Origin of the sequence: Micromonospora sp. NPDC048169 (assembly GCF_040652815.1) — a bacterium.
Classification (GTDB): Bacteria; Actinomycetota; Actinomycetes; order Mycobacteriales; family Micromonosporaceae; genus Micromonospora.
In genome coordinates this window covers 38,193-65,134 of record NZ_JBEZMS010000029.1, presented here as the reverse complement: position 1 = coordinate 65,134, position 26,942 = coordinate 38,193, and the positions used below count along the sequence as shown (strand labels likewise).

24 protein-coding genes are annotated in these 26,942 nt (G+C 72.9%); 14 read left to right on the top strand and 10 right to left on the bottom strand.

Annotated features, from left to right (window positions below):
- Positions 1–2: 2 nt before the first annotated feature.
- The 7 genes from AB0D28_RS22635 to AB0D28_RS22605 all read left to right on the top strand — a co-directional run bounded on the left by AB0D28_RS22635 (position 3) and on the right by AB0D28_RS22605 (position 7,161).
- Positions 3–839, top strand: coding sequence for a siderophore-interacting protein (locus AB0D28_RS22635; protein WP_357388656.1), 837 nt, complete (start codon positions 3–5; stop codon positions 837–839).
- Between the two features lie 57 nt (positions 840–896).
- Positions 897–2,531 carry a BCCT family transporter gene (locus AB0D28_RS22630; RefSeq protein WP_357388654.1) on the top strand — a complete coding sequence of 545 codons (1,635 nt, stop codon included), beginning with the start codon at positions 897–899 and terminating at the stop codon, positions 2,529–2,531.
- Between the two features lie 44 nt (positions 2,532–2,575).
- On the top strand, positions 2,576–3,550 hold the full coding sequence (locus AB0D28_RS22625) for an ABC transporter ATP-binding protein (RefSeq protein WP_357388652.1): 975 nt from the start codon (positions 2,576–2,578) through the stop codon (positions 3,548–3,550).
- Complete coding sequence (locus tag AB0D28_RS22620; RefSeq protein WP_357388650.1) at positions 3,547–4,398, top strand: ABC transporter permease; 852 nt, start codon at positions 3,547–3,549, stop codon at positions 4,396–4,398. The genes AB0D28_RS22625 and AB0D28_RS22620 overlap by 4 nt, the downstream gene beginning before the upstream one ends.
- A gap of 10 nt (positions 4,399–4,408) precedes the next feature.
- Positions 4,409–4,654, top strand: a complete 246-nt coding sequence (locus AB0D28_RS22615; RefSeq protein WP_357388648.1) for a helix-turn-helix transcriptional regulator — start codon at positions 4,409–4,411, stop codon at positions 4,652–4,654.
- Between the two features lie 96 nt (positions 4,655–4,750).
- A complete protein-coding gene (dnaG, locus tag AB0D28_RS22610; protein WP_357388646.1) occupies positions 4,751–6,622 on the top strand; it encodes a DNA primase in 1,872 nt (623 codons plus the stop codon).
- Positions 6,622–7,161 (top strand): hypothetical protein, encoded by a 540-nt coding sequence (locus tag AB0D28_RS22605; protein ID WP_357388644.1) that lies wholly within the window; start codon positions 6,622–6,624, stop codon positions 7,159–7,161. Before dnaG ends, AB0D28_RS22605 begins: the two co-directional genes overlap by 1 nt.
- 3 nt (positions 7,162–7,164) lie before the next feature.
- Here AB0D28_RS22605 and AB0D28_RS22600 read toward each other — a convergent pair whose 3' ends face one another.
- Genes AB0D28_RS22600 through AB0D28_RS22580 form a run of 5 tightly spaced genes read right to left on the bottom strand, consistent with a single transcriptional unit; the run spans position 7,165 to position 10,129 of the window.
- A complete protein-coding gene (locus AB0D28_RS22600) occupies positions 7,165–7,539 on the bottom strand; it encodes a type II toxin-antitoxin system VapC family toxin (protein ID WP_357388642.1) in 375 nt (124 codons plus the stop codon).
- Positions 7,536–7,790 (bottom strand): type II toxin-antitoxin system prevent-host-death family antitoxin, encoded by a 255-nt coding sequence (locus AB0D28_RS22595; protein ID WP_043329066.1) that lies wholly within the window; start codon positions 7,788–7,790, stop codon positions 7,536–7,538. Before AB0D28_RS22595 ends, AB0D28_RS22600 begins: the two co-directional genes overlap by 4 nt.
- Before the next feature lie 33 nt (positions 7,791–7,823).
- On the bottom strand, positions 7,824–8,381 hold the full coding sequence (locus AB0D28_RS22590) for a TetR/AcrR family transcriptional regulator (protein ID WP_357388640.1): 558 nt from the start codon (positions 8,379–8,381) through the stop codon (positions 7,824–7,826).
- Complete coding sequence (locus tag AB0D28_RS22585) at positions 8,378–9,169, bottom strand: ABC transporter permease (protein WP_357388638.1); 792 nt, start codon at positions 9,167–9,169, stop codon at positions 8,378–8,380. The genes AB0D28_RS22590 and AB0D28_RS22585 overlap by 4 nt, the downstream gene beginning before the upstream one ends.
- Before the next feature lie 36 nt (positions 9,170–9,205).
- On the bottom strand, positions 9,206–10,129 hold the full coding sequence (locus AB0D28_RS22580) for an ABC transporter ATP-binding protein (RefSeq protein ID WP_357388636.1): 924 nt from the start codon (positions 10,127–10,129) through the stop codon (positions 9,206–9,208).
- A 77-nt stretch (positions 10,130–10,206) separates the two neighbouring features.
- Here AB0D28_RS22580 and AB0D28_RS22575 point away from each other — a divergent pair, with 77 nt between their 5' ends.
- Positions 10,207–10,746 carry a GNAT family protein gene (locus tag AB0D28_RS22575; protein ID WP_357388634.1) on the top strand — a complete coding sequence of 180 codons (540 nt, stop codon included), beginning with the start codon at positions 10,207–10,209 and terminating at the stop codon, positions 10,744–10,746.
- A 15-nt stretch (positions 10,747–10,761) separates the two neighbouring features.
- Here the strand turns inward: AB0D28_RS22575 and AB0D28_RS22570 are convergent, their stop codons facing one another.
- From AB0D28_RS22570 to AB0D28_RS22550, 5 genes are all read right to left on the bottom strand, one after another.
- Positions 10,762–11,733, bottom strand: coding sequence for a TAXI family TRAP transporter solute-binding subunit (locus AB0D28_RS22570; RefSeq protein WP_357388632.1), 972 nt, complete (start codon positions 11,731–11,733; stop codon positions 10,762–10,764).
- Complete coding sequence (locus tag AB0D28_RS22565) at positions 11,730–12,122, bottom strand: roadblock/LC7 domain-containing protein (protein WP_357388630.1); 393 nt, start codon at positions 12,120–12,122, stop codon at positions 11,730–11,732. The genes AB0D28_RS22570 and AB0D28_RS22565 overlap by 4 nt, the downstream gene beginning before the upstream one ends.
- Positions 12,119–14,473, bottom strand: a complete 2,355-nt coding sequence (locus tag AB0D28_RS22560) for a sensor histidine kinase (protein ID WP_357388628.1) — start codon at positions 14,471–14,473, stop codon at positions 12,119–12,121. The genes AB0D28_RS22565 and AB0D28_RS22560 overlap by 4 nt, the downstream gene beginning before the upstream one ends.
- A 64-nt stretch (positions 14,474–14,537) precedes the next feature.
- A complete protein-coding gene (locus tag AB0D28_RS22555; protein WP_357388626.1) occupies positions 14,538–15,557 on the bottom strand; it encodes a TAXI family TRAP transporter solute-binding subunit in 1,020 nt (339 codons plus the stop codon).
- On the bottom strand, positions 15,533–17,815 hold the full coding sequence (locus AB0D28_RS22550; RefSeq protein ID WP_357388624.1) for a TRAP transporter fused permease subunit: 2,283 nt from the start codon (positions 17,813–17,815) through the stop codon (positions 15,533–15,535). The genes AB0D28_RS22555 and AB0D28_RS22550 overlap by 25 nt, the downstream gene beginning before the upstream one ends.
- Positions 17,816–18,762: 947 nt before the next feature.
- Between AB0D28_RS22550 and AB0D28_RS22545 the strand changes: the two genes are divergently transcribed.
- The 6 genes from AB0D28_RS22545 (at position 18,763) to AB0D28_RS22520 (ending at position 26,660) form a co-directional block, all read left to right on the top strand.
- The gene (locus AB0D28_RS22545) at positions 18,763–19,866 is read left to right on the top strand and encodes a YihY/virulence factor BrkB family protein (protein ID WP_357388622.1); all 1,104 of its coding nucleotides are present in this window, start codon (positions 18,763–18,765) and stop codon (positions 19,864–19,866) included.
- 207 nt (positions 19,867–20,073) lie between these two features.
- Positions 20,074–21,252 carry an ROK family protein gene (locus tag AB0D28_RS22540; protein ID WP_357388620.1) on the top strand — a complete coding sequence of 393 codons (1,179 nt, stop codon included), beginning with the start codon at positions 20,074–20,076 and terminating at the stop codon, positions 21,250–21,252.
- A gap of 238 nt (positions 21,253–21,490) precedes the next feature.
- Positions 21,491–23,044: a sugar ABC transporter ATP-binding protein gene (locus AB0D28_RS22535; RefSeq protein WP_357388618.1), complete on the top strand. Its 1,554-nt coding sequence runs from the start codon at positions 21,491–21,493 to the stop codon at positions 23,042–23,044.
- 156 nt (positions 23,045–23,200) lie between these two features.
- Positions 23,201–24,289 (top strand): ABC transporter permease, encoded by a 1,089-nt coding sequence (locus AB0D28_RS22530; RefSeq protein ID WP_357388616.1) that lies wholly within the window; start codon positions 23,201–23,203, stop codon positions 24,287–24,289.
- A gap of 92 nt (positions 24,290–24,381) precedes the next feature.
- Positions 24,382–25,434, top strand: coding sequence for a substrate-binding domain-containing protein (locus AB0D28_RS22525; protein ID WP_357388614.1), 1,053 nt, complete (start codon positions 24,382–24,384; stop codon positions 25,432–25,434).
- Between the two features lie 20 nt (positions 25,435–25,454).
- Positions 25,455–26,660, top strand: coding sequence for a Gfo/Idh/MocA family oxidoreductase (locus AB0D28_RS22520; protein ID WP_357388612.1), 1,206 nt, complete (start codon positions 25,455–25,457; stop codon positions 26,658–26,660).
- Positions 26,661–26,942 lie beyond the last annotated feature (282 nt).

Here is a 26,942-nt window from a genome sequence, read left to right as displayed (position 1 = left end):
GTATGACGGACCGCCCGAAGAAGCTCACCGCCGCCACGGTCGTCCGGACCACGCGGCCCACCCCGCACCTGATCCGCCTCGTGCTGGGGGGTCCGGAGCTGGCCGGGCTGCCGGTGGGCGCGTACACCGACCACTACGTGAAGTTCGCCTTTCCGCCGGCCGGGGTGAGCTACCCGGACCCGGTCGACCTGGCGACGATCAAGCGGGAGTTCCCGGCGGAGCAGTGGCCGCGCCTGCGCGCGTACACGGTGCGGGCCTGGGACGCCGCGGCCGGTGAGATGACTGTGGACGTGGTGCACCACGGCGACGAGGGTCTGGCCGGGCCGTGGGCGGCGGCGTTGCGCCCCGGCGACCGGGTGTTGTTCACCGGGCCGGGCGGCGCGTACGCGCCGGACCCGGTGGCCGACTGGCACCTGCTGGCCGGCGACGAGAGCGCGCTGCCCGCCATCGCCGCCGCCCTGGAACGCCTGCCCGCCGGGGCCCGCGCGACGGTGTACGTCGAGGTGGACGGTCCGCCCGACGAGCTGCCGCTGGACAGCGCCGCCACCGTCGACCTGCGCTGGCTGCACCGGGCCGGGCGCCCGTACGGCGAGCCGCTGGTCGAGGCGGTCCGGGCGCTGGAGTTCCCGCCCGGCCGGGTGCACGCGTTCGTGCACGGCGAGGCCGGGGCGGTCAAGGAGCTGCGGCGGCTGCTGCGGGTCGAGCGCGGCGTGCCCCGGGGTGACCTGTCCATCTCCGGCTACTGGCGGCGGGGCATGGACGACGAGGGCTGGCGGTCGACCAAGCCGGCCTGGAACGCCGCCGTGGAGGCCGAGGAGGCCGCCACCGTCGCTGCCTGACCGGCGTCCTGCGGCGTTCCGGCCCGCCGATACGGCCGGTCCGCCCACGATGAGGGCATGACGGGACGGATGGGGCAACGGCCCGCGACCCAGCCGGTCGACCGGGTGGTGCTCGGGGTCGGGGTCGCCGGTGTGGTCGCCGTGGTGCTGTGGGGCGTGCTCGCCAGGGGTTCACTGGCCCGCTTCGGCGAGTCCGGCCTGGCCTGGACCGTGGGCACCTTCGGCTGGTTCTTCGTGGTCGCGGCCGACGCGTTCCTGGTGCTGGCGGTGGTGATCGCCGCCACCCGGTTCGGCCGGATCCGGCTGGGCGCCGACGACGACGAGCCGGAGTTCGACACGCTGGCCTGGATCGCCATGATGTTCAGTGCCGGCATGGGCATCGGCCTGGTGTTCTTCGCCGTCGCCGAACCGATCCAGCACTACGCCGCGCCGCCGCCGGCCTCCGGGGTCGAGCCGCAGACCGGGGCCGCCGCCGCGACGGCCATGCAGTACACGCTCTTCCACTGGACGCTGCACCCGTGGGGCATCTACGCGATCGCGGCGCTGGCACTGGCCTACTCGACGTTCCGCAAGGGGCGGGGCAACCGCATCTCGTCCGCGTTCGCACCGCTGCTCGGCGACCGGACCGACGGTCCGATCGGTCGCGCGATCGACCTGCTCGCCGTCTTCGCCACCGTGTTCGGCTCCGCGACCAGTCTCGGCCTGGGCGCGCTCCAGGTGGCGGCCGGCCTCGACCTGGTGGCCGGCGTGCCGGACAGCCGGGCCGTCGAGTTGACGATCATCGGCGCGCTCACGCTCGCGTTTGTCGTGTCCGCCTTCTCCGGCCTGCACCGGGGCGTCAAGTGGCTCTCCACCACGAACGTCCTGATCGCTGTCGTGCTGATGCTGTTCGTGTTCGTGGTCGGTCCGACCGTCTACACGCTGGAGGTGCTGCCGGCCTCGATCGGTGACTACCTGAGCGGCCTGGTGCGGATGTCGACGCGGACCGGCGCGTTCTCCGACCCGGGCTGGCTGGGCTCGTGGACCATCTTCTACTGGGCGTGGTGGATCTCCTGGGCACCGTTCGTGGGTACGTTCATCGCCCGCATCTCGCGCGGCCGTACGGTCCGGCAGTTCCTGATCGGGGTGCTGCTGGTGCCCAGCGGTGCCAGCGCCGTCTGGTTCGCGATCATGGGCGGCACCGCGTTGCGTACCCAGACCACCGGCACCCGTGACCTGGTCGCGGATGTGGGTGCCAGCTCGGAGCAGGCGCTGTTCGGGCTGCTCGACGCGCTGCCGCTGGCCACGCTGACGAGCGTGCTCGCCATGGTGCTGATCGGGCTCTACTTCGTCACCAGCGCCGACTCCGCGTCCCTGGTGCTGGGCTCGCTCAGCTCGCGGGGCGCGCTGCGGCCGCACCGCGGGGTGGTGGTGCTCTGGGGCGTGCTGATCGGCGCGGTGGCGGGGGCGTTGCTGCTGGCCGGAGGTCTGGCCGCGTTGCAGCAGGCGACCATCCTGGTCGCGTTGCCGTTCGTCGTGGTGATGCTGGGCCTGGCCGTGGCGGTCGTGCGGGAGATGGCTGTCGATCCGATGATCCGCCCCGGGCCTCCGCCCCGCCGCTCCGGCCTGGCCGCGGCGGTCCGGGCGGCGCGGTCGTACGAGGAGGAGGATCCGGCCCCCGTCACGAGATGGTTCCATCGCCCTCGCCGTTGAGTGGGGATACCTCGATTTATAGTAGAGATGCTACATTCCGAGGTATGACTGCGGTCGAACTCCCTGGGGCCGTCGCGTCCCCCCGACCGCCCGACGAGGATCTCGTCCTCGACGTGCGGGATCTGCGTATGCGCTACGGCGCCGTCGACGTGCTGCACGGCGTCGACCTGACCGCCCGGCGGGGCGAGGTGGTGGCGCTGCTCGGGCCCAACGGCGCCGGCAAGACCACCACCATCGAGATCCTCGAAGGCTTCCGGCTGCCCTCGGCCGGCACGGTGCGCGTGCTCGGCACCGACCCCGCACGCGGCGACGAGCGGTGGCGCGCGCGGCTGGGCGTGGTGCTCCAGTCCTGGCGCGACCACGGCAAGTGGCGGGTGCGGGAGCTGCTCGCCCACCTCGGCGACTTCTACGCGCCCTACGCCACCGACCGGATCCCGCGCCCGTGGCCGGTCGACGACCTGCTGGACACCGTCGGGCTGAGCGCGCACGCCGGCAGCCGGGTGGCCCGGCTCTCCGGCGGCCAGCGCCGCCGCCTCGACGTCGCGGTCGGCATCGTCGGCCGGCCGGAACTGCTCTTCCTCGACGAGCCCACCGTCGGCTTCGACCCGGCCGCCCGGCGCGAGTTCCACGAGCTGGTGCACCGGCTGGCCGACCTGGACGAGACCACGATCGTGCTGACCACGCACGACCTGGCCGAGGCGGAGAAGCTGGCCGACCGCATCCTCATCCTGGCCGGCGGCCGGATCATCGCCGAGGGCTCACCCGACCAGCTCGCCCGGCGCGTCGCCGGGGACGCCGAGGTGCGCTGGACCCGTGACGGCGAGCGGTACGTGCACGCCACGCCCGACGCCACCGCGTTCCTGCGCGACCTGCTCCGCGAGCACGGCGACCGGATACGCGAGCTGGAGGTGCGCCGGGCCACCCTGGAGGACGCGTACCTGACCCTGGTGCACGAGGAGGAGACGGGTATCCGTACCGGCCGGGCCGAGCGGGTGTGGCAGCAGGAGGCGAACCGATGAACCCGACCACGAACGCGCTGCGGGCCGGGCTGCGGCGCGGCGTCATCGAGCTGCGCGCGACGTTCACCAACGGCCAGGATCTGTGGACCTACTTCTTCCCCACCGTGGTGCTGCTGGTCGCCGTGTTCTGGATGCGCGGCTCGACCGTGCCCGGCACCGACTTCTCCCTCGGTGCCCGTACGCTGCCCAGCGCGCTCGGCATGGGCCTGCTCTTCGGCGGCCTGCTCGGGTTGGCCAACCAGCTCGTCATCGACCGGGAGGACGGCACGCTGCTGCGCGCCAAGGCGATCCCGGACGGCATGCTCGGCTACCTGGTCGGCAAGATCGTGCTGGTCTCGGCGGTCTCGCTGATCGGCGTGGCCATCCAGCTCACGCCCGGCCTGTTCTTCCTGGACGGCCTGCGACTCGGTGACCCGGGCGCGTGGCTCACGCTGGCCTGGGTGGTGCCGCTCGGGCTGGTGGCGACGCTGCCGCTGGGCGCGGTGATCGGCTCGCTGATCGACAACCCGCGCAACATGGGCCTGGTGGTGATGCCGATCTTCGGTCTGATCGCGCTGTCCGGCATCTTCTATCCGATCAACGGCCTGCCCGGTTGGGTGCAGGGCATCGCCCAGGTCTTCCCGCTCTACTGGCTAGGCTTGGGCATGCGCTCGGCGCTGCTCCCGGCCGACCTGGCGGCTGTCGAACTCGGCGGCTCCTGGCGGCACCTGGAGACGCTCGGGGTGCTCGGCGCCTGGGCGGTGCTCGGGCTGGTGCTGGCCCCTGTGGTGCTGCGCCGGATGGCCCGCCGGGAGTCCGGCTCGCGGGTCGCCGCCCGGCGGGAACGGGCCATGCAGCGGGTCGGATGAGAGGGCGGCGATGAGCGAGACCGTGCACAACCGCATCGCGGTGCTGCGCGCCGAACGGGGCGTCTCCCGCCGGCAACTGGCCGACGCGCTCGGTGTGCACTACCAGACCGTGGGTTACCTGGAACGCGGCGAGTTCCGGCCGAGCCTGCACCTGGCGCTGCGCATCGCGGCGTACTTCGAGGTGCCGGTCGAGGTGGTCTTCTCCATCGAGCCGTTCCCGCGCATCGGCGACCCCGCGGCGGCCCGCTCGGCCTGAGCCGGGGGACGGGCGTGGTCGGCCACACGCCCGTCCCCCCGGCCGCCGGAACGTCGGTCCGGCAGGGCAGGATGTACGCCGAGGGGGGTGGCGGTCATGGCGGGGCGGATCCGGGACGAGGACATCGCGCTGGTCCGCGAGCGCACCGCCATCGCGGACGTCATCTCCGAGGTGGTGACGCTCAAGTCGGCCGGCGGCGGCAACCTCAAGGGGCTCTGCCCGTTCCACGACGAGAAGAGCCCGTCGTTCAACGTCTCGCCCGCCCGCAACGTGTTCTACTGCTTCGGCTGCGGGGTCGGCGGCGACGCGATCAAGTTCCTGATGGACGCCGAGCACCTCAGCTTCGTCGAGTCCGTCGAGCGGCTGGCCGCGCGCGCCGGCATCCAGTTGCGCTACGTCGAGGACGACAGGTCCGCGCCGCGTACCCGGCCGCAGCAGGGGCAGCGGCAGCGCCTGATCGCGGCGCACGCCGCCGCCGTCGACTTCTACCGGGCCCAGCTCACCACCGCCGGCGCCCGCCCGGCCCGCGAGTTCCTCGCCGGGCGCGGGTTCGACCGGGCCGCCGCCGAGCGGTACGGCTGCGGCTTCGCCCCGGACGGCTGGGACCTGCTCACCAAGCACCTGCGTCAGCAGGGCTTCACCCACGACGAGCTGGTCACCGCCGGGCTCTCCCGCCCGGCGCGCTCCGGCTCGCTGATCGACCGGTTCCGCCGCCGCCTGATGTGGCCGATCCGGGACATCACCGGCGACGTGATCGGCTTCGGGGCCCGCAAGCTGTTCGACGACGACGACGGCCCGAAATACCTCAACACCCCCGAGACGCCGATCTACAAGAAGTCGCACGTGCTCTACGGCATCGACCAGGCCAAGCGGGAGATCGCCAAGCAGGGCAAGGTGGTGGTCGTCGAGGGCTACACCGACGTGATGGCCTGCCACCTCGCCGATGTGCCGACGGCGGTGGCGACCTGCGGCACCGCGTTCGGCGGCGACCACATCTCGGTGCTGCGCCGGGTGCTGTTCGACAGCGACGAGCGGGCCGGGGAGATCATCTTCACCTTCGACGGCGACGCCGCCGGGCAGAAGGCCGCGCTGCGCGCCTTCGAGGACGACCAGCGCTTCGTCGGGCGTACCTTCATCGCGGTCAGCCCCGACAACATGGACCCGTGCGAGCTGCGCCTGGCAAAGGGCGACCTGGCCGTACGCGACCTGGTGGCCCGCCGCGAGCCGCTGGTGGACTTCGCGCTCCGGCACGTGATCAGCCGGTTCGACCTGGACACCGTCGACGGCCGGGTCGAGGCCATGCGCCGCGCCGCGCCCCTGGTGGCGAAGATCAAGGACCGGGAGAAGCGCCCGGAGTACGTGCGCAAGCTCGCCGGTGACCTCGGCATGGAGATCGAGCCGGTGCAGCGCGCGGTGCTGGCGGCAGCACACGGGCAACCGGGGCCCGGTGCGCCCGCCGCACCCGCACGCCGCGGCCCGGCCGCGCCCGCCGTGGACAGCCCGCGTTCCATGGTGGAGCGGGAGGCGCTGAAGCTGGCGTTGCAGGAGCCGGTCCTGGCCGGCCCGATGTTCGACGCGGTCGAGGCGACCGACTACCAGCACCCGGTGCACGTCGCGGTGCGCGCCGCCGTCGCCGCGGCCGGCGGCGCGTCCGCCGCCACCGGTGGCGCGGTCTGGATCGAGCGGGTCCGCGACGCCTGCGACGACCTGGCCGGGCAGGCGCTGGTCGGCGAGCTGGCGGTGGAGCCGCTGCGCATCGACGGCGAGCCCGACCCGCGGTACGTCTCGATCACCATGGCCCGGCTCCAGTGGAGTTCGGTCACCGGCCGCATCCGCGACCTGAAGTCCAAGATCCAGCGGATCAACCCGGTGAGCAACAAGGACGAGTACTTCGCCCTGTTCGGGGAACTGCTCTCGCTGGAACAGCACGCACGGGCACTGCGCGAGCAGGCCGCCGGAGGATTGTGATGGGACTGTTCAACCGCCGGCCGAAACTCCCGTCGGCAGACCGGCCGCCGCTGGCCGCCGACGAGCGGGTGCTCGCCTGGGCCGCCGCCGGCACCGGCGAGGGCGGCAACGACGGCGTGCTGGTGGCCAGCAACCGCGGGCTGTGGCTGCCCGGCCGGGTGGAGCGCCTCGGCTGGCACGACATCCTCAAGGCGGTCTGGTCCGGCCGCGAACTCACAGTCACCCCGGCCGAACCGGTCGGCGAGCACGACGGCTACCTGGTGGTCGCGGACGGCCTGCCCGAGACGTATCTGCTCGTCGACCCGGGTGACCTGCCGCACCAGGTCCGGGCCCGGGTCACCGGCTCGGTGGCGTACACCTCGCACCACGAGATGCCCGGCGGCTCCGGGCGGATCGCGGCCCGGCGGGTGTCCGGGGTCGACGGGCTGACCTGGACGGTCCGCTACGACCCGGGGACGCCCGACGACGAGGCGGTGACCGCCGAGACCGCCCGGCTGGTAGCGGCGGCGCGGGCCGCCACCGCCCCCGCCGACGCCTGAGGCCTACACCTTGAGGACGTCGACCTCGTAGAGCGGGATGGAGGCGTCGCGGGTGGCCAGGGTCAGGTTCTCCGTGATCGCCTGCGCCACCAGCATCCGGTCGAAGGGATCCCGGTGATGCGGCGGCAGGCGGCCTGCGGTGATGGCGTGGTCGTGGGTCACCGGGAGTTCACGGAAACCCATGTCCCGCACCCGTTCCGCGAGGTCGGGAGGACCGGAGAGCTTTCCCGCCTGCTGCTTGATGGTGATCTCCCAGAGGCTGACCGGGGAGAGGAAGACATCGGGGTCGTGGCGTAGCCGGTCGAGGAACTCGACGGCGAGGGTGGCGTCGCCGGTGATGGCCCAGAGCGCGACGTGGGTGTCCAGCAGCAGGGTCATGCGCCGATCCCGAAGTCGGCGGCGATCTCGGCGTTGGTCTGTGGCGAATCCCAGTCACCCGAGAGGTCCACCTGCCCCGCGAGGGAGCCGATCGCGGTGCGGTCGGTCCGGCGCACCAGCGGTACGACCTTCGCCACCGGGGTGCCCGCCCGGTCGATGATGATCTCTTCGCCGCGTTCCACCCGCTCGATGATGCGCGACAGGTGGGTCTTGGCGTCATGCATGTTGTAGTGCACAGCCTCAGCCGACATGGCGCGCCCTCCTCGGTTAGCTAAGTTCTTAGTTTAGGCACGTGGGCGGGCGCCGTCGAGGAAGAGCGCGACGACCCGGGCGGGTCCGGTCTCGTCGGTGAGGTCGGCCGCGCGGGCCAGGTGCAGGAACGCGTTCATCAGGAACTCCGGTTCGCCGGTGACGGCGCCCTCGGCCCGGGCGTCGGCGAAGAACCGGGTCACCGGCGCCAGCATCAGGGCGACGTAGAGGCCCGAGACGTGCTCGCTGGTCGCGGCGGAGACGAGCGGCAGCGTGTCGTAGATGCGCTGCTCGAACGTGATCGCGTCGCCGTGCTGCCCGGCGGCGACGGTGGCGAGCGCGTGCAGCCGCCGCGGCACGTCGCCGGGGCCGGACAACGCCGCCGAGATCAGGCCGCCGACGTCGCGGATGTACCGTTCCGCCACCGCGATGTAGAGATCTTCCTTCCCGCCGGGGAAGTGGTGGTAGATGGACGGCTTCTGGATGCCGACGCTGCGGCCCACGCCGACCAGGGAGATGCCCTGGTAGCCGGTCGCGGCGAGCTGCTCGGCGAACGCGTCCATGATCTGGGTGCGGGTGTCGGTGGGGCTCATCGGTTCTCTCTCGCGTGGCGGAGGGCGAGGGCGCAGGCGGCGGTTCCGGCGACGGCGAGGACGGCGATCGCCGTGACGCCGATCGGAGCCGCGGTGAGCGCCGCGTCGCCGCCGAGCTGGCGGGCGGTGTCGACGATATAGGTGAGCGGGTTGACGACGGCGATCGCCCGCATCCAGCCGGCCAGTTCGTCGACCGGCGCGAACACGCCGGTGAAGAACGACAGGCCGAACACGGCGAGCGTGACCAGGTTGGTGGCCGACGCCGAGGCGGACCGGATCGCGAGCGCCATGCTCAGCAGCGCGACGCCGAGGCCCAGGGCCAGCATCAGCAGCAGCATCGCGGCGACGCCGGACCAGCTCGCCGGCCGGTAGCCGAGCGCCGTTGCCCCGGCGACGGTCACCGCCATCTGGAGTACGACGGCGACCAGCGCGGCGACGGCCGGGCCGACGAGGAACGGTGTGGTGGTGCCGTGGGCGAGCCGGAGACGGTCCAGGTATCCGCTGGTGAGGTCGCCCAGCACCAGCGTGCCGGCCGCACCCGCGCCGGTGGCGACGCCGGTGAGGAGGATCAGCGGCAGCAGGAACGCGGTGAAGCTCGTCCCGCCCAGGTAGGTGCTGCCGACGGCGTCGAGCTGTCCGGCGTAGACGAGCAGGAAGAACAGGGACTGGGCGACCGGGGCGACCAGCAGCGCGGGCGTACGGAGCACGGCGCGGGTCGAGCGTCCGATCGCCGCGAGGACGACCGGTGCCGGAGACCGGCGGGATGAGGCGACTGCCTGCGGGAGCACGGGTTCGGGCCTTTCGGGTCGCGGTGGGAGCACGCGTCAGCGGGCGGAGAGGGCGACGAAGACGTCGTCGAGGGAGGGCTCGGCGAGGTGGAGACCGGTGATGTCGGCGGCGACGTGGCCGGCCTCGGTCAGGGCGCTCGCCAGGGCCCGCGGATCGTCGGGCACGGCGAGGCGTACCCGGTCCGGGTGATCGGGGTCGGCACGGAACCCGGCCTCGGAGGCGGCGACGAGCGCGTTCGCGGCGGCGGCGCCGGACAGGTCGAGCGTGAGCGTACGGGCGCCGACGCGCTGCTTCAGCGACGCCGGTGAGCCCTGGGCGACCACCCGGCCGTCCCGGAGCACCGCGATCTCCGTGGCCAGCACGTCCGCCTCGTGCAGGTCCTGGGTCGAGATGAGCAGCGACGTTCCGGCCTGGTTGAGGCGGGTCAGCTCGTTCCAGAAGTCGATGCGCGCGAGCGGGTCCAGGCCGGTGGTCGGCTCGTCCAGGATCACCACGGCGGGCTCGGCGACGAGTGCCACGGCCAGGTCCAGCTTGCGGCGGGTGCCGCCGGAGAGCTTGGCGACCCGGGTCGAGCGGTGCTCGCCCAGGCCGAACAGGTCGACGAGTTCCCGCGTGCGGTGGGCCCGCTGCCGGCGTCCCAGCCCGAGCGCCACGCCGTGGAAGTCGAGCACCTCGGCCGGGGAGGCGAGCGGGTCAAGCGCGTTCGACTGCGGCGCGAGGCCGATGAGGCGCCGGGCGTCCCGCGCCTGGGTGACGGTGTCGAACCCGCCGACGCGTACCGAGCCGGACGTCGGGGTGCGCAGCGTCGCGATGATCTCCAGCAGCGTGGACTTGCCCGCGCCGTTGTGGCCGAGCACGACGAACCGGGCGCCGGGCGCGACGGTCAGGTCGAGCGCGCGCAGGGCGTCGCGGCTGCCGTAGGTCTTGGTGAGGGCGGTGGCGAGCACGAGCGGGGTCATGCCGCCACCCTACCGACCGGTCGGTAGGGTGGCCAAATCCGGTTGTCGGCAGGCCAGCCCGCCGTTAGCGTCGCGGCATGTTCGCCACCGACCGGGTCCGCCTGCGCCCGCCCACCCCGGACGACGCGCCGGACATCTTCCGCCTGCACGGCGATCCGGAGCTGCACCTGGTCACCGACGACGAGCCGTTCCTGCCGCACCACGTCGGGCAGGTCCGGGCCCGGCTGGAGAAGCGCGCCGCCGAGCAGCCGGACGCCGGCGCTCCGGTGTCGCTGCTGGCCGAGGCCGTCGCCGACGGCACATTCCTCGGCACCGGCGTGCTGTGGGGCATCAACACCTTCAACGGGTACGCGCACCTCGGCATCACGCTGCTGCCGGACGCGCGTGGCCAGGGCTACGGCACCGAGGTGATCCGGCTGCTCTGCCGGTACGGCTTCCGCAACCGCAACCTGCGCCGCCTGGAGATCGAGACGCTGGCCGGCAACACGGCCATGCGGCGTACCGCCGAGAAGTGCGGCTTCGTCCACGAGGGCACCCAGCGCGACCGCGAGTACGACGGCGACGGCTTCACCGACCTGGTGATCTACGGCCTGCTACGGCGCGACTGGACGCCGTAGCAGGCGGTCTCGCGCTCAGCCGGTGCGGTAGAACCGCTGCGCGCCCGGGTGCAGCGGGATCGGCCGGGTCGCCGCGGCGCTCGCCCGGTTGAAGTTCGCCGCCTCCGGGTGCACCTGGATCAGCTCGCCCTGCCAGGTGAACAGCACCCGGGTCAGGTCGTACGCGAGTTGCTCCGGCATGTCCGCCGCCACCAGGATCACGTTCGCCACAGTGATCGTCGGTGTCGGCTCGGGTGTGCCGTAGACCTCCCTCGGCAGCGTCGCGGTGGTGTAGACCGCGCCGAAGCGCGCGCTCAACGGCTCGATCAGCTCGTTGAGCGGCAGCAGCCGGAACGTGCCCGGAGCGGAGGTGAGCAGGTCCTTGACACCCGGTGTGGGCAGGCCGCCGGAGAAGAACATGGCGTCCAGGCCCTTGGCCCGCATCCGCTTGACCGTCTCCGGCAGCGACAGGTTGAACCGCTGGATGTCCCGGGTCGGGTCGATGCCACCGGCGGTGAGCAGGCGCCCGGCGATGATGTCGGTACCGGACTTCGGCGAACCGGTGGAGATGCGCTTGCCGCGCAGGTCGGCGAAGCTGCGGATCTTGCCGTCGGCGCGGACGATCACGTGGGTGTAGTTGCTGTAGACCCGGGCCAGCGCCCGTACCGGCTGCGGCTGCTTGTCGAACGCGCCGCGCCCGTCGACCGCGTCCGCCGCCGTGTCGGCCAGGCTGAACGCGATCTCCATGTCCCCGCTCGCCACCCGGGTGATGTTCTCCACCGACGCGCCGGTCGGCTCCGCCCGCGCCTCGTACCCGGGCAGGTGGCGGGTGATCAGGTCGGCGTACCCGCCGCCGAGCTGGTAGTAGACGCCCGTGGTGTTGCCGGTGGCCAGGAAGATCCGGCCGCCGTGCCACGCCTCGGGGGCGGAGTCCTCGGCCGCGCAGCCGGCGGTCACCAGCACCGCCGTCATCAGCGCGGCCACCAGCCGCAGCGGCCGGCCGGTCACCGGCGGACCGCCGGTTCCAGCGCCTCCGCGACCCGCTGCACCAGCGTCGCCGTCTCGTAACCGATCTGGCCCAGGTCGCAGCCGGGCGCGGCCAGCACACCCAGCAGCGCCCGTTCGCCCACCGCCATCACCAGCATCACGCCGCCGTCCATGTCCACGATCTGCTGGCGTACCCGGCCGGCGGACATCAGCCGGGCCGCGCCCACGGTCAGGCTCGCCAGTCCGCTGATCACCGCCGAGAGCTGGTCTACCTGGTCGAGGGAGAGGTCCGGCGAGGACGCCAGCCGCAGTCCGTCCTCGGAGACGGCGAGCGCGTGTGAGACGTCCGGCACCTGCTCGGCGAAGTTCGCCAGCAGCCAGTCCAGTCCCGTGGAGGACGGTGAGGTCATGGTCTTCTCCCGTTGGGTGTGGTGTTCGGGGCACGGCGCGTGGCGCTGGCCACCCCCTCGGCGAGGGCGGACAGCCGGGCGCGTACCACTTCGGGGTCGAGCAGATCGGTCGCCGGCGGCGGCGCGACGGCGCCCGGCATCTGCTCGGGCAGGTGCCCGCCCACCGGCCGCCGGGGCAGCCCGGCGGCGGTGGTCGGCACGGGCGTCGGCGGCGTGCTCACCGGCCGGATCCGCGCCGCGCTCGGTGCCAGCAAGGCGCCACCGGGCGTGCGGACGGCGGCGACCCCGCGCACCGGGCCGACGGCTGCCGGAGCCGCGGTGACCAGGTCACGGGAGCCGGCCGCCGACCGTGCGGCGGGCCCCGCCTTGAACCAGGCTGCGGCGCGCGGTCGCCGCTCCACAACCGGCCGGGACGCCACCGACTCCACCCGGGTCAGCACCGACTCCGGTACGTCGACCTGCGCCACCGTGCCGGTGCCGGGGTTGTGCAACTGCACCCGGATGCCGTGCCGCGCGGCCAGGTGGGCCACCACGTGCAGGCCCATGCTGCCCGCCGCGGCGCTGGAGAGCGTGGCCGGCGCGGCCAGCCGCTCGTTGATCTCGGCAAGCCGGCTCTCGCTGACGCCGATGCCCTGGTCGTGTACGCGCAGCACCAGCCCGTCGACTGTGCGCCGCCCGTCGACGAGCACCCGGGCGTCAGGTGGCGAGTAGACGGTGGCGTTCTCCAGCAGCTCGGCCAGCAGGTGCACCAGGTTGCCGGCCGCCGCGCCGTGCACCGCCGCGGTCGGCACGTCGATCTCCACCCGCGGATAGTCCTCGATCTCGGAGGCCGCCGCCCGCACCACGTCGTCGAGCAGCAACGCGCCCTCGTGGCCCCGGCCGGGCTCGCCACCGGCGAGCACCAGCAGGTTCTCCCCGTTGCGCCGCAGCCGGGCGGCGAGGTGGTCGAGCGCGAACAGCCGGGCCAGCGCGTCCGGGTCGGTCTCCTCGCGCTCGAAGTCGTCGAGCAGCCGCAGCTGCCGGGTGATGAGCGTACGGATGCGGCGGGCCAGCGCCTCCGCCATCCGGGTCACGTCCAGCCGCAACTCGGCCTGCTGCCCGGCCAGCCGCAACGCCGCCCGGTTCACCGTGTCGAACGCCTCGGCGACCTGCGCCACCTCGTCCTGGCCACGCCGGATCCCGTCGGTCATCCGGGTCGCCGGACCCTCGGCGGGTGTCCGCTCGCCCGCCGCGATCGCGGTGATCCGTTCCGGCAGCTCCCGGTTCGCCATGGTCAGGGCGGCTACCCGCAGCCGGCGCAGCCGCCGGCTGGTGCGTACCGCCAGCAGCACGGCGGTGACCAGCGAGCCGAGCGCGACTGTGCTCGTCGCGCCAGCTGTCAGCACCGCACGCACCCGGGCCGCGCCGGCCAGGTCTGCCGCGTCCCGGTCCAGCCCGTCGGTCAGGTCACGGCCGAGCAGGTTGTACCGGCGGATCGCACCGCTCTGCGCCACGTACCAGGCGTCACCGTCGGTCTTCACCGTGCCCGGCGCGCCGTCGGAGTCGAGCACGGCGTCACCTATCCGGCGGGCAGTGGTCACGTCGGTGCCGTCGACCAGGCGGTACCAGGCCCTGTTCGCCGGGGCGGAGGCGATCCGCAGGAACTCGGCCTGCCGCTGCTCCCGGGCGCCCCGCAGCCGGCCCAGCCGGGCCAGTTCGCCACTTTGCAGTCCACCCCGGACGAACACCGCCCGCAGCAGGTCGCGCTCCAGCGCGGACAGATGCTCCTGGGCGGCCACCGAGGCCACCTCGCGCGCCTGGTTGGCCAGGCCGGCGTCGCGGAGCTGGCTCGGCAGCGCGTCCGCGACCGCGAGCAGCGACTCCACCAGCGACACGTATGCGGGATCGCCACGCTCACCGGCCAGGGCCAGATCCCGGGTGGGCGCGAGCTGTTCCAGACGCCCGCGCGCGTCGTCCAGCACCCCGGCCAGATCGGGGGCGGCCCGGCGCGCGTCCCCCTGGGCCGAGCGGTAGCGCTCCACGGCCGTGTCCACCCGGCGGCGCTGCGCGTCCACGAGCGGGCGGCCGGACGTGCCACCGCGCTGACGCAACGCGGCCGTCTCGGCCAGTTCGCGTTCCAGCTCGTGCACCAGCCGCACGGTCGCGGTGGCCGTGCCGGCCAGGACGCGTGCCCGGTCGGCGTCGGCGGACGCGTCGAGCGCGGCGCCGGTCTGCGCCGTCCCCAGCACGATCAGGCCGGCGGTGGCCACCAGGATCGGGGCCAGCAGTTGGACGCGGACCGAGCGGAGGCGTCCGGTGCGGTCCGCGGAGCGGTGATGCCGGCGTACGCGAGCCGGGTGGGGCAGCGGCACGGGGGTCTCCGGGTCGGGTCGGTGGGCCGGGCCCGGACGCACGTCCGGGCCCGGCCCGTTCGGGTCAGCTCGCGCCGAGGTCGCTCAGCGCCCGCTCCGCGCCACGGTGCAGCGGCACCGGGTCGGTCTTGCGTGCGTTGCCCAGCTCGATGCCCTTCGCCGCCGGGTTCGCCTGGGCCAGGGCGTCCTTGGAGTCGAAGACCGTCCGGGTGATCGCGCAGGCCACGTCGGCGTCCAGGTTGTCCCGCACCAGCAGCACGTTCGGCACCACGATGGTGGGCACGTCGGCCGGGGTCCGGTAGACGTCCTTGCCGATGGTGCCGGCCTGGTACGCCGGGTTCAGCTCGGCCATCTTCGGCAGCAGCGGGCTGATGTCGAGGAACTTCACCTTGTCACCGGACGTGGTGAACAGGTCGGTGACCCCGCCGGTCGGGACGCCGCCGGACCAGAAGAAGCCGTCGATGCTGCCGTCCTTCATGCCGTCGACGGTCTTGGTGAGGTCCAGCCGCTGCGCCTGGACGTCCTTTGCCGGGTCCAGCCCGGCGGCGGTGAGCAGCCGGTTGGCGATGACCTCGGTGCCGGACTTGGGCGAGCCGGTGGAGATCTTCTTGCCCTTCATGTCGGCCACCGACGTGATCCCCGCGTCGGCGCGGACCACCACCTGGGTGTAGTTGTCGTAGATCCGGGCCAGCGCCTTGACCGGCTGTGGCGAGCTGAAGCTCCCCTTGCCCTGCACCGCGTTGACAGCGGTGTCGAACAGGGAGAACGCCACGTCGTACTGGCCGGCGACGAGCTGTTCGACGTTCTGCACCGAGGCGCCGGTCTCGGCGGCCGTCCCGGTGAGCTTGCCGTCGGTGGCCTTGCTCAGCTCACCGGCGAGCGCGTTGCCGACCACGTAGTACACGCCGGTGGCGTTGCCGGTGGCGATGCCGACCCGGGTGTCCTTGGTGACCTTGCAGCTGACCTCGCGGGCGGCGTCGTCCTTCGCCGCGCCGTCCTGACGGCCCCCGCAGCCGGCGGCACCGGCGGCGACCAGGACGAGCGCTCCGACACCCGCCACTATCCTCGCGTCGATCCGTCCCACTCTCTCTCCTCCCCATGGTCCACGGATTTTTCGACCGACGGGTGGCCGGCGTGCCCGGCGGCGCCACGTCGGACGTACACGCCCGCGACCGCGAGCGCGGTGAGCGCCGCGCCGATCGCCATGGGCAGCGGTTCCAGCCAGAGCAGCACCAGTCCGGCGAACGCGCCGACGATCCGCTCCGGCGCGCCGGCCGGGCCCACACCGGGGAGCCAGCCACCGGCCGCGACCGCCAGCACGGCCACGCCCAGCGCCGACACCAGGCCGGCGGTCACGATCCGCCCGGCGCCGCCGATGCCGAGCAGCCCGAGACCGGTCGGCGTGACCACGAAGGCCAGCGGGATCAGGTACGCCGGCAGCGCGTACCGCAGGGTCTGCCACATGGTCGGCACCAGCCGGCCGCCGGTGACGGCGGCGGCGGCGACCGCTGCGAGCGCGGTCGGCGGCGAGACCTCGGACAGCACCGCGAAGTAGAAGACGAACATGGCCGCGGCGGGCGCGGCGACGCCCAGGTTCAGCAGCGCCGGACCGATGATCACCCAGCCGATGACGAAGGACGCGGTGACCGGCACGGCGAGGCCGAGCAGGCTCAACGCGACGGCGGCGAGCACGGCGGTCAGCGCCAGCACCACGGCCGGCTCGGAACTGACCGACTGCGCGCCGTCGATCAGCAGCGCGGCGGCCTGCGGCCCGAGGCCGGTCTTCGTGGTGGTGGCGGTGATGATGCCGGCCGCGGCACAGACGGCGCTCACCGCGAGCACCCCGCGTACGCCGTCGCGCAGCGCCGCCACCAGCCGGGCGGGCGTGAGCCGGTGCCGCCGGTCCAGGAAGGACAGCACCGCCGCGATCACTGTGGCGATGACCACCGCCCGCGTCGCCGAGGCGCCGAGCGCCAGCACCAGGATGATCACGAGAAGCGAGAGGAAGTGATAGCCGAAGCGGGCCAGCAGCCGCCAGGCCGAGCCGGTGTCGATGACCACCGGCCGGACGCCGGAGCGCCGGGCGTCGATCTCGACGGAGAGCAGGATCCCCAGGTAGTAGAGGATCGTCGGCACGGTGGCCCAGCCGAGCACCTGGAGGTAGGACACACCCAGGTACTCGGCGATGATGAACGCCGCGGCGCCGAGCGTGGGCGGCGACAGGATCGCCCCGACTCCGGCGGCGGCGAGCATGCCGCCCGCGCGTTCGGCCGGGTAGCCGGCGCGGCGCAGGATCGGCCAGGTCACCGCGCCGATGCTGACGGTGGTGGCGGCGCCGGAACCGGAGACCGTGCCGAGCAGGAAGCCCGAGGCGACGGCGGTGCGCCCGGCGGCCGTCCGGGAGCGGCGGAACGCGGCCGCGGACAGCTCCACGAAGAACCGGCCCGCGCCGGACAGGTCGAGCACCGCGCCGTAGATGGTGAACAGCACGATGTACGAGGCGGCCACGTCCAGCGGGGTGCCGTAGAAGCCGCTGTCGGAGTTGTAGAACGCGTCGACGAGCTGCCCGAAGTCGAGCCCCGCGTGCGCCACCGGCCAGCCCTGCGGCAGCAGCCCGCCGTAGTAGCCGTACCCGAGGAACAGCACGCAGACCGCCGGCAGGATCCAGCCGGTGGTGCGCCGGCACGCCTCCAGCAGCAGGAGCAGCAGCCCGGTGCCGAACGCCACGTCCAGCGGATCCAGCAGGCCCTGCCGGTCGAGGAAGGCGTCGTAGCCGCCGCCACCGGCGCCGACGGTGACCGGCAGTACCGGGTAGAGGCAGACCACGAGCGCCGCGGCGGCCAGCAGCCAGTCCACAGGCGTCGGTCCGTGCCGGTCGTCCACCTCGGTCGCCGTGCGGCGCAGCCGCACCCCCGAGGGGTACGCGAGGAAAACCATCGGCAGGATGCCGGCCAGGAAGAAGATGAGGTAGTACTTGCTGCCCTGGGCCAGCGGGAAGAACACCTGCCAGAGCGTCAGCAGCCCGACCGCGACGGTGACGCCGGTGAAGAGGAGCCCGACCGGCCCGGCGAGCACCCGTCCCGGCTTCTCCTCCTCGAACCGGGCCGCCAGTTCCCGGGCGTCCTTCGTCTGTTCCAGGCTCTGGCCGGGGGTGTGGGTGTCGCTTCCGCCGGGGCTGTGCTGCTCGTCCGTCCGGTGCCGCTCGTCCGTGCTGTGCTGCTCGGCCGCGGCGTGGCGTTCGGCCCGGCTGTGGTGGTGCGTCTCGCCCGGCCCGTCGTCGGCCCACTCGGGGCCGGCCACGCTCCCGTCGTCCGGAGGCAGCGGCACCACCTCGGCGTCCACGTCGGACCCCGGTCGTCCGTCGGACGGCGGCCGGGGTTTGGGGGGAGTCGCGTCGGGGGGGCGAACGGACGGCACGAGGGGGCACGATACGCGAATAGCGCGCATGGTGGGAACATTGCCGATCGTGATTGCAATGAGTGACGGAATGGGGCTTCGCTCACTCATGGGACTCATTTCTTGAAACCGTTTCGCAATGGCTGAGGGCGGTCTCTCGCAGCTCACTCACGACTGTGGGCGGGCGGTTTCTGCAACGATGCAAACGCGTTCCCCTGGAACTGCTGCCGTCACGGAACGTGGTCGATAGGTCCGGTGTCCTCTCGTGGGAGCGGCACCCGCCGTACCGGCCCGAGCCGGGCTGTCCGCCCTGGCGTCGGCCACGCCGCCGGGGCGTCGAGCGGCGGGTGAGCCGCTGGCGGGACCGCGCGCGACCACGCCCGTAGCGACTTCGCCGAGGTGGTGACATCGGTCCCGCGACGACACCGCCGCTTCGTCGAGCCGGCGGTGTCGTCATGCGCGCCCCGGTCTGCCCGCTCGCCCAACCGCGCCGCCGGCTCCGGGGAGTGGAACGTCATGGGTGTCAACGGCGGGCGGAGACACCCATGACGTTCCACTCGCCGTGACGACCGTCGAGATATTGCGCGAGTGGATATTTGTGGCGGCCGACAAGTCGCCACTGTCGCGGAAGGGGTGGCGGGGTGCCGGTGAGGGTGCCGCGTCGCCCTTGCTGCTCTGCATCCGTCGGCGCACATGATCACGGAGCGTGTTTGTCGCGCGGGTGGCTGCAGAGCAAGGCATTGGCATGACGCGGTGGAAGCCCGAGTGGGGCGCCAACCGACGGGGTGAGCGGGGCGACGGGTGGCGGTCGAGTGGCCGGTTGCGGGCGCGGTGGTTATCGCCGCCGCCGTCAGGGCATGTCGTCCGGGACGACATGCCGATCAGGAGGTGCCATGGCCGCCCGCGACGTCCACGACGACGCCCGAGACGGGCACGACGACGCCCCCGCTTCGCACGACCAGCCCGGTGCCGGAGGCCGGCCCGCACCCCGCGACCGGGGCGACCGGCCGGCCGGGCGGGACCGGGTGGGGCCGGTGGGGCCCGACGACGGGCCGGACAGCCCGGCCGACCTCTCTGGCACGCGCTGGATGGCGACGCTCAAGCGGACCGTACGGGAGTTCCAGGACGACAGCCTGACCGACTGGGCCGCCGCGCTCACCTACTACGGCGTGCTCTCCATCTTCCCGGGCGTCCTGGTGCTGATCTCGCTGCTCGGCCTGCTCGGCGACCGGGCCACCGAGGGGGTACGGGACACCGTCGGGCAGGCGGTGCCGGAGCCGAACATCCGACGCATCATCGAGAGCGCGATCGACCAGGCCGGCCAGTCCGGCGGGCTGGCGAGCATCGCGGCGATTGTCGGTCTGGTGGCGGCGTTCTGGTCGGCCTCCGGCTACATCGCCGCGTTCATGCGCGCCTCGAACAGCATCTACGACGTGCCGGAGGGGCGGCCGATCTGGAAGACGTTGCCGGTACGCCTCGGCGTGACCGCGGTGATCGGGGTGATGCTGCTCGTCAGCGCCGTGATCGTGGTGTTCACCGGCGGCCTGGCCGAGCAGGCGGGAAACGCGATCGGGCTCGGCGAGACCGCCGTGACGGCGTGGAACATCGCCAAGTGGCCGGTGCTGCTGCTGATCGTGAGCCTGATGTTCGCGATCCTCTACTGGGCTTCGCCGAACGCCCGGCACGGTGGCTTCCGCTGGGTGAGTCCGGGTGGCGTGCTCGCGGTGGTGCTCTGGCTGGTGGTCTCCGGCCTGTTCGCGCTCTACGTCAGCAACTTCGGCTCGTACAACAAGACGTACGGCGCGGTGGCCGGCGTGATCATCTTCCTGGTGTGGCTGTGGTTGAGCAACGTCGCCATCCTGCTCGGCGCGGAGTTCGACGCCGAGTTGGAGCGCAGCCGCGCCATCGCGGCCGGGCACCCGGCCGACGAGGAGCCCTACGTGGAGCTGCGTGACGACCGCAAGCTGCGCAAGAAGGACCGGAAGAACTCCCGTTGACCCGAAAACCGCAGCACCCCGCCCGGAAGGAATACGGGCGGGGTGCTGCTTTTCATGATCCACGCCATGCTTTTGTTCGTATGGACAAAAGTTTGCATCGTGCGTGCCGAAGCTATGGACATGCGACCCGGAAGGCTCCTACTGTGTCGGGCACGACACACATCGTCATCGTCGATGTGGCGGACTCCGATGCGGAGGTGACTGCCGGTGCGGACGGTCGACCCCCTGCACGTACGGCTGCTGCGGCTGCTCCGGGACGAGGGCCCGGTGTCCCGCGCCGAACTCGGCGACCGGCTCCAGATGCCCCGCCCGCGACTGGTCGCCGAGCTGGAACGGCTCGTCTCCCTCCGGTACGTGGCCGAGGCCGGACTGGCCGCCTCGCGGGGCGGGCGACGATCCACGCTCGTCGAGCTGAGCCCGCACCTGCGCTTCGCCGCCGTCGACCTGGGTGCCAGCTCGATCGACGTGGAGGTGGTGAACGGCCGGCTGGAGGCGGTGGCCGCCTACACCGAGGCCGCTGACATCCGCTCCGGCCCGAAGGTGACGCTCCAGCGGGTGAACGAGCTGCTGCACAAGGCCAGGGTGGAGGGCGCGTACGAGCGGCTCGACGCGGTCGGCATCGGCGTACCCGGGCCGGTGAGCTTCCGCGACGGCGTGCCGGTCTCCCCGCCGATCATGCCGGGCTGGGACCGGTTCCCGGTCCGCGAGTTGCTCACCCGCGAGCACGGCTGCCCGGCGGTGGTCGACAACGACGTCAACATCATGGCGATCGGGGAGCGGCACGGCGGCGTGGCCCACTCCGTCGACGACTTCCTGTTCATCAAGATCGGTACCGGCATCGGCTGCGGCATCTACCTGCACGGCGAGGTCTACCGGGGCACCGACGGCTGCGCCGGGGACATCGGTCACATCCAGGTCGACCCGAACGGTCCGATGTGCTCCTGCGGCAACCTCGGCTGCCTGGAGGCGGTGTTCAGCGGCGCCGCGCTGGCCCGGGAGGCGGCGGTCGCGGCCCGCGCCGAGACGTCCCCGGTGCTGGCCGAGCGGCTGTCCGCCCGGGGTGCGGTGACCGCGCTGGACGTGGCGCAGGGGGCGGTCGAGGGGGACGTCACCTGCATCCGGCTGATCCGCGACGGCGGCCGGCGGGTCGGCGGGGTGCTGGCCGGGCTGGTGAGCTTCACCAACCCGTCGATGATCGTCATCGGCGGCGGGCTCGCCCAGCTCGGCCACATCCTGCTCGCCGAGATCCGCAGTGTGGTCTACCGCCGGTCGCTGCCGCTGGCCACCGGCAACCTGCCCGTCGTCCTGTCCGAGCTGGGCCCGCGCGCCGGCGTCGCCGGCGCGGCCGTGCTCGCCAGCGACCTCGCGTTCGGCGAAGCAGCGTGAGCGCGAGGAGTGAGCCGGTGTTGCGAGCCCCGCAGTCGCGAACGGGGGCGGGCTCGGTGAGCGCGAGGAGTGAGCCGGTGTTGCGAGCCCCGCAGTCGCGAACGGGGGCGGGCTCGGTGAGCGCGAGGAGCGGGCCGGTGTTGCGAGCCCCGCAGTCGCGAACGGGGGCGGGCTCGGTGAGCGCGAGGAGTGAGCCGGTGTTGCGAGCCCCGCAGTCGCGAACGAAGGGCGAAGCAGCGTGAGCGCGAGGAAGGCGGGCGCGGGCGCCGTCGCGGGCGAGGTGGTGCTGCGCCTCACCGACGTGGTCAAGACGTTCCCGGGGGTACGCGCGCTCGACGGCGTGCGACTGGAGGTGCGGGCGGGCGAGGTGCACTGCCTGCTGGGGCAGAACGGCGCCGGCAAGTCCACACTGATCAAGGTGCTGGCCGGGGTGCACCGGCCGGACTCGGGCGAGGTGCTCTGGCGGGGCGAGCCGGCCTCGTTCGCCGATCCACAGGCCGCCATGCGCGCCGGCATCGCCACCATCTACCAGGAACTCGATCTGGTCGACGACCTGTCGGTGGCGGAGAACGCGTTCCTCGGTCACGAGCCGCGCCGGTTCGGGTTCGTCCGGCGGGGGCACACGGCCCGGCATACCCGGCAGATCCTGGCCCGCCTCGGCCACCCGGAGATCCCGCCGGGACGGCTGGTGCGGCACCTGCCCGCCGCCGGCAAGCAGATCGTCAGCATGGCCCGGGCGCTGTCCCACGAGGCCCGGCTGATCATCATGGACGAGCCGAGCGCCGTGCTGGCCCACGACGAGGTGGCGAACCTGTTCCGGATCATCCGCGAACTCACCGCGCAGGGCATCGCGGTCGTCTACATCTCGCACCGGCTGGAGGAGATCCGCGAGATCGGCGACCGGGTCACCGTACTCAAGGACGGCCGGACCACGGCGGCGAGCCTGCCGGCCCGCGAGACACCGACCCGCGACCTGGTCGCCCGGATGACCGGGCGGACCATCGAGTACGTCTTCCCGAAGCGCCCGCCCGGCCACGGGGGCGGCGCGGAGCTGTTGCGGGTGGACGGGCTGACCCGGCCCGGCGAGTTCGCCGACGTCTCGCTCCGGGTCCGGGCGGGAGAGATCGTCGGCATCGCCGGGCTGGTCGGTTCGGGCCGCTCGGAGTTGCTGGAGACCATCTTCGGCGCGCGCCGGGCGCACGCCGGGACGGTCCGGGTCGACGGCCGGGTGCTGCGTCCCGGCAGTGTGGGCGCGGCGGTACGGGCCGGGATGGGCATGGCGCCGGAGGAGCGCAAGAGCCAGGCGCTGCTGCTGGGCGAGCCGGTCTACCGCAACGTCACGCTCGCCACGTTCGGCAGGTACGCCCGCCTCGGCTTCACGGACGCCGCCCGGGAGCGCGCCGAGGCGGACCGCGTCGCCGCGTCGCTGGAGCTGCGGCCCCGGGACGTACGCCGGCCGGTGCGCACGCTGTCCGGCGGCAACCAGCAGAAGGTGGTGGTCGGGCGGTGGCTGCTCGGCGGCACCCGGCTGCTGCTGCTCGACGAGCCGACCCGGGGCGTGGACGTGGGCGCCCGCGCCGAGCTGTACCAGGTGATCCGCGATCTGGCCGCCCGTGGTGTGGGGGTGCTGCTGGTCTCCAGCGAGGTCCCCGAGGTGCTGGGCCTGGCCGACCGGGTGCTGGTGATGCGGGAGGGCCGGGTGGTACGTGAGGCCCCGGCCGGCGAACTGGACGAGAACACAGTGCTCGACCTCGTCATGGCGGGGTCCCTCATGGAAGGCGCGCCGGCATGAGCGAGCGACAGCGAGCGAATCATCGACACGGCGCCGGAGAGTCTCGTGGCGGCGCCGCGCGAAGCGGGGCGCCGGCATGAGCGAGCGACAGCGAGCGAATCATCGACACAGCGCCGGAGAGTCTCGTGGCGGCGCCGCGCGAAGCGGGGCGCCGGCATGAGCGACGTGACCGAATCCGCCCTGCCCGCGCAGTCGCCGCCGGTGGAGCGGGCGGAGACCGCGAAGGCCGACGCGCCGGCGAAGCTCTCCTGGTGGCGCGGCGACGGCGGTGAGGGCGCCAAGCGCAACCTCGGCCTGCTCGCCACGCTCGTCGTGCTGGTGGTCATCGGCGTCCTGACCCGCCCCGACCTCTACGGCGACCCGAACTGGGTGTGGGGCAACACGCTCACCATCCTCAAGCTCGCCTCGGTGGTCGGCGTGGTCACCGTCGGTATGACCTTCGTGATCATCGGCGGCGGCATCGACCTGTCGGTGGGCGCGATCGTCGCGCTCGCAGGGGTGTGGTGCACCACTGTGGCCACGCAGAGCTACGGTGCGGGCGGCATGATCTTCACCGCGCTGACCGTCGGGCTCGCCGTCGGCGTGGTGAACGGGCTGCTCGTCTCGTACGGGCGGCTGGTGCCGTTCATCGCCACGCTGGCCATGCTCGTCGCCGCCCGGGGGCTGGCGGCGGAGATCTCCGACAAGCAGACCCAGGTGTCGGGCAACACGTTCATCAACGGCATCGCCAGCACGAACGTGCTCGGCATCCCGCTGCTGGTCTACATCCTGGTGGCGGTGGTGGCGGCGGGCTGGGTGCTGTTGAACCGCACCACGTTCGGCCGCCGTACGGTGGCGGTCGGCGGCAACCCGGAGGCGGCCCGGCTCGCCGGCATCAACGTCCGCCGGCACACAGTGCTGCTCTACGCGCTGTCCGGCCTGTGCTGCGGCATCGCCGCGGTCATGCTGACCGCGCAGGCCACCTCCGCGCAGGCGGCGATGGCCAACCTCTACGAGCTGGACGCGATCGCCGCCGCGATCATCGGCGGCACGCTGCTCAGCGGCGGGCGGGGCACGATCATCGGCTCCCTGCTCGGGGTGATCATCTTCTCCACCATCACCAACCTGTTCGCCATCAACAACCTCTCCGCCGAGGCCCAGAACATGGTCAAGGGCGGCATCATCGTCGCCGCCGTCCTGGTCCAGCAGGTGCAGTTCGGCAGTCTCACCCAGTTCCTCGCCCGCAACCGGGCCACCACCACCTGACCCCACCCGCGCACACCCGGCTGCCGTCGTACCGACGGTGGTCCGGCCCGCCACACCCGCAACCACCCCACCACCTCATCCCAGGAGGCGTCATGAGAACACCGCGCCATGACCTGTCCCGCCGCCGGCTGCTCTTCGGCGGGGCCGCCGTCTCCGCCGGGGTGCTGCTCGCCGGCTGCACCAGCAACGAGCAGAGCCCGACCGAGGCGCAGACCAAGGCGGCCGGTTCCGGCGCCGGCACCGAGCCGGGCAAGAAGGTGAGCATCGGCTTCTCCGCCCCGGCCGCCGACCACGGCTGGATCGCCGCCATCACCAACAACGCCAAGGCGCAGGCCGGGGCGTACCAGGACGTGGAGCTGAAGTCGGTCGAGGCCGGCGCGGACGCGGCGGCCCAGCGCGCGGCGCTGTCCACGCTGATCTCGCAGAAGCCGGACGTGATCGTGCTGCTGCCGCACGACGGCAAGGAACTCAACGCGTTCGGGCTGGAGGCGATGAAGGCCGGCATCCCGGTGGTGAACCTGGACCGGGCCTTCCCGGACGCGCGCGCCTACCGGTGCCAGATCAAGGGCGACAACTACGGCATGGGGGTGGCCGCCGCCACCTACATCGCCGAGCAGCTGAAGGCCAAGGGCGTGAGCAACCCGGTGATCGGCGAGATCCCCGGCATCGAGTCGCTGGAGCTGACCCAGGAACGGTCGAAGGGGTTCGCCGACACGCTCGCCTCGTACGGATTCAAGGTCGCCAACCGGCGGCCGGCCGAGTTCACAGTCGACTCCGGGCAGCAGGCGGCCACCGGCCTGTTCCAGGCTCTGCCGAAGCTCGACGCGGTCTGGAACCACGACGACGACCAGGGCATCGGCGTGCTCGCGGCGGTCAACCAGGCCAACCGCAAGGAATTCATCATGGTCGGCGGCGCCGGCTCGAAGAAGGCGATGGAGGACATCGCCGCCGACAACACGGTCCTCAAGGCCACAGTCACCTACAGCCCGTCGATGGCCTCCTCGGCCATCTCCCTGGCCCGCCTGATCGGCCAGGGCAAGGGCATGTCCGACCTGGTCGAACTCCAGGTACCGAAGGAGATCGTGCTCGCCTCCGAGACGATCACCAAGGAGAACGCGGGCGACTACCTGAAGCTCGGGTTCTGACACACGGGGGGAGACCCACCTTGTCCAGTCACGACAGCATCCTGCGCGTCGGCATGGTCGGCTACGCGTTCATGGGCGCCGCGCACTCCCAGGCGTGGCGCACCGTGAACCGGGTGTTCGACCTGCCGGCGCGGGTGCGGATGGCGCTCGTCTGCGGCCGGGACGAACCGAAGGTGGCCGAGGCCGCCGACCGGCTCGGCTGGGACGGCTACACCACCGACTGGCGGCGGCTCGTCGAGTCCGACGAGATCGACGTGGTCGACATCTGCACGCCGGGGGACAGCCACCGCGAGATCGCGCTCGCCGCGCTCGCCGCGGGCAAGCACGTGCTGTGCGAGAAGCCGCTGGCGAACAGCGTGGCCGAGGCCCGCGAGATGACCGGGGCCGCGGCCCGGGCACGCGAGTCCGGGGTACGTGCCATGTGCGGTTTCAACTACCGGCGGGTGCCGGCTGTCGCCCTGATGCGGCAACTGGTGGCGGACGGGCGGATCGGCGAGATCCGGCACGTCCGGGCGACCTATCTCCAGGACTGGATCGTCGATCCGCAGTTCCCGCTGGTGTGGCGGTTGCAGAAGGACAGGGCGGGCTCCGGCGCGCTCGGTGACATCGGCGCGCACATCATCGACCTGACCCAGTACGTCGCCGGTCAGCTCATCACCGGGGTCAGCGCGCTGACCGAGACGTTCGTCCGCCAGCGGCCCCTCGTGGCCGGGTCGAGCGGCCTGGCCGCGCGGGCCGACGGCAACGGCAGCGCGATGGGGCAGGTGACAGTGGACGACGCGGCGGTGTTCGTGGCCCGGCTGGACGGGGGAGCGCTGGCCACGTACGAGGCGACCCGCTTCGCCACCGGCCGTAAGAACGCGCTGCGGGTCGAGATCAACGGCTCGTGCGGCAGCGTCGTGTTCGACCTGGAACGCCTCAACGAGCTGGAGTTCCTGGACGCCACCCGACCCAGCGCCGAACAGGGCTTCAGCCGGATCCTGGTGACCGAGCCGGAGCACCCGTACCTGGGTGCGTGGTGGCCGCCCGGCCACATCATCGGCTACGAGCACTCCTTCACCCACCAGGCGCGCGACTTCGTCGAGGCGGTCGCCACCGGCGCCGACCCGGCCCCGTCGTTCGCCGACGCGTTGCAGGTCCAGCTCGTGCTCGACGCGGTCACCCGCTCGGCCGAGCGGGCCGCCTGGACGGAGGTGGAGCCCGCTCTGGCCGACGCCTCCGCCTGACCCGAGGCGGGCCCCGTGCGGTCCGCCGACACTCACCGGCACCGGCCGGCGAGGGCCCGCCGCGGTTGCGCCCCGCGGTGGGACGAGGCCGGCGCCGGCGAGCGTGCCGCCGGAGTCCGCCGGCACGACCAGCACGGCCCGCCGGTGGGGCCGGACCGGGATTCCCCGGCCGCGCCGGCGGGCGACCGCGAGGTGGCCGGTGACCCGGCGGGAGGCGCAACCCGCCCGGGAGCAGACGCCGCGGCGTCCACCGGTGCCCACGTGCCGCCTCCGGTCGTCCTC

Coding starts and splice junctions, on each gene's coding strand:
- AB0D28_RS22635 (WP_357388656.1), top strand. CDS start 3: ATGACGGACCGCCCGAAGAAGCTCACCGCCGCCACGGTCGTCCGGACC.
- AB0D28_RS22630 (WP_357388654.1), top strand. CDS start 897: ATGACGGGACGGATGGGGCAACGGCCCGCGACCCAGCCGGTCGACCGG.
- AB0D28_RS22625 (WP_357388652.1), top strand. CDS start 2,576: ATGACTGCGGTCGAACTCCCTGGGGCCGTCGCGTCCCCCCGACCGCCC.
- AB0D28_RS22620 (WP_357388650.1), top strand. CDS start 3,547: ATGAACCCGACCACGAACGCGCTGCGGGCCGGGCTGCGGCGCGGCGTC.
- AB0D28_RS22615 (WP_357388648.1), top strand. CDS start 4,409: ATGAGCGAGACCGTGCACAACCGCATCGCGGTGCTGCGCGCCGAACGG.
- dnaG (WP_357388646.1), top strand. CDS start 4,751: ATGGCGGGGCGGATCCGGGACGAGGACATCGCGCTGGTCCGCGAGCGC.
- AB0D28_RS22605 (WP_357388644.1), top strand. CDS start 6,622: ATGGGACTGTTCAACCGCCGGCCGAAACTCCCGTCGGCAGACCGGCCG.
- AB0D28_RS22600 (WP_357388642.1), bottom strand. CDS start 7,539: ATGACCCTGCTGCTGGACACCCACGTCGCGCTCTGGGCCATCACCGGC.
- AB0D28_RS22595 (WP_043329066.1), bottom strand. CDS start 7,790: ATGTCGGCTGAGGCTGTGCACTACAACATGCATGACGCCAAGACCCAC.
- AB0D28_RS22590 (WP_357388640.1), bottom strand. CDS start 8,381: ATGAGCCCCACCGACACCCGCACCCAGATCATGGACGCGTTCGCCGAG.
- AB0D28_RS22580 (WP_357388636.1), bottom strand. CDS start 10,129: ATGACCCCGCTCGTGCTCGCCACCGCCCTCACCAAGACCTACGGCAGC.
- AB0D28_RS22575 (WP_357388634.1), top strand. CDS start 10,207: ATGTTCGCCACCGACCGGGTCCGCCTGCGCCCGCCCACCCCGGACGAC.
- AB0D28_RS22565 (WP_357388630.1), bottom strand. CDS start 12,122: ATGACCTCACCGTCCTCCACGGGACTGGACTGGCTGCTGGCGAACTTC.
- AB0D28_RS22545 (WP_357388622.1), top strand. CDS start 18,763: ATGGCCGCCCGCGACGTCCACGACGACGCCCGAGACGGGCACGACGAC.
- AB0D28_RS22530 (WP_357388616.1), top strand. CDS start 23,201: ATGAGCGACGTGACCGAATCCGCCCTGCCCGCGCAGTCGCCGCCGGTG.
- AB0D28_RS22525 (WP_357388614.1), top strand. CDS start 24,382: ATGAGAACACCGCGCCATGACCTGTCCCGCCGCCGGCTGCTCTTCGGC.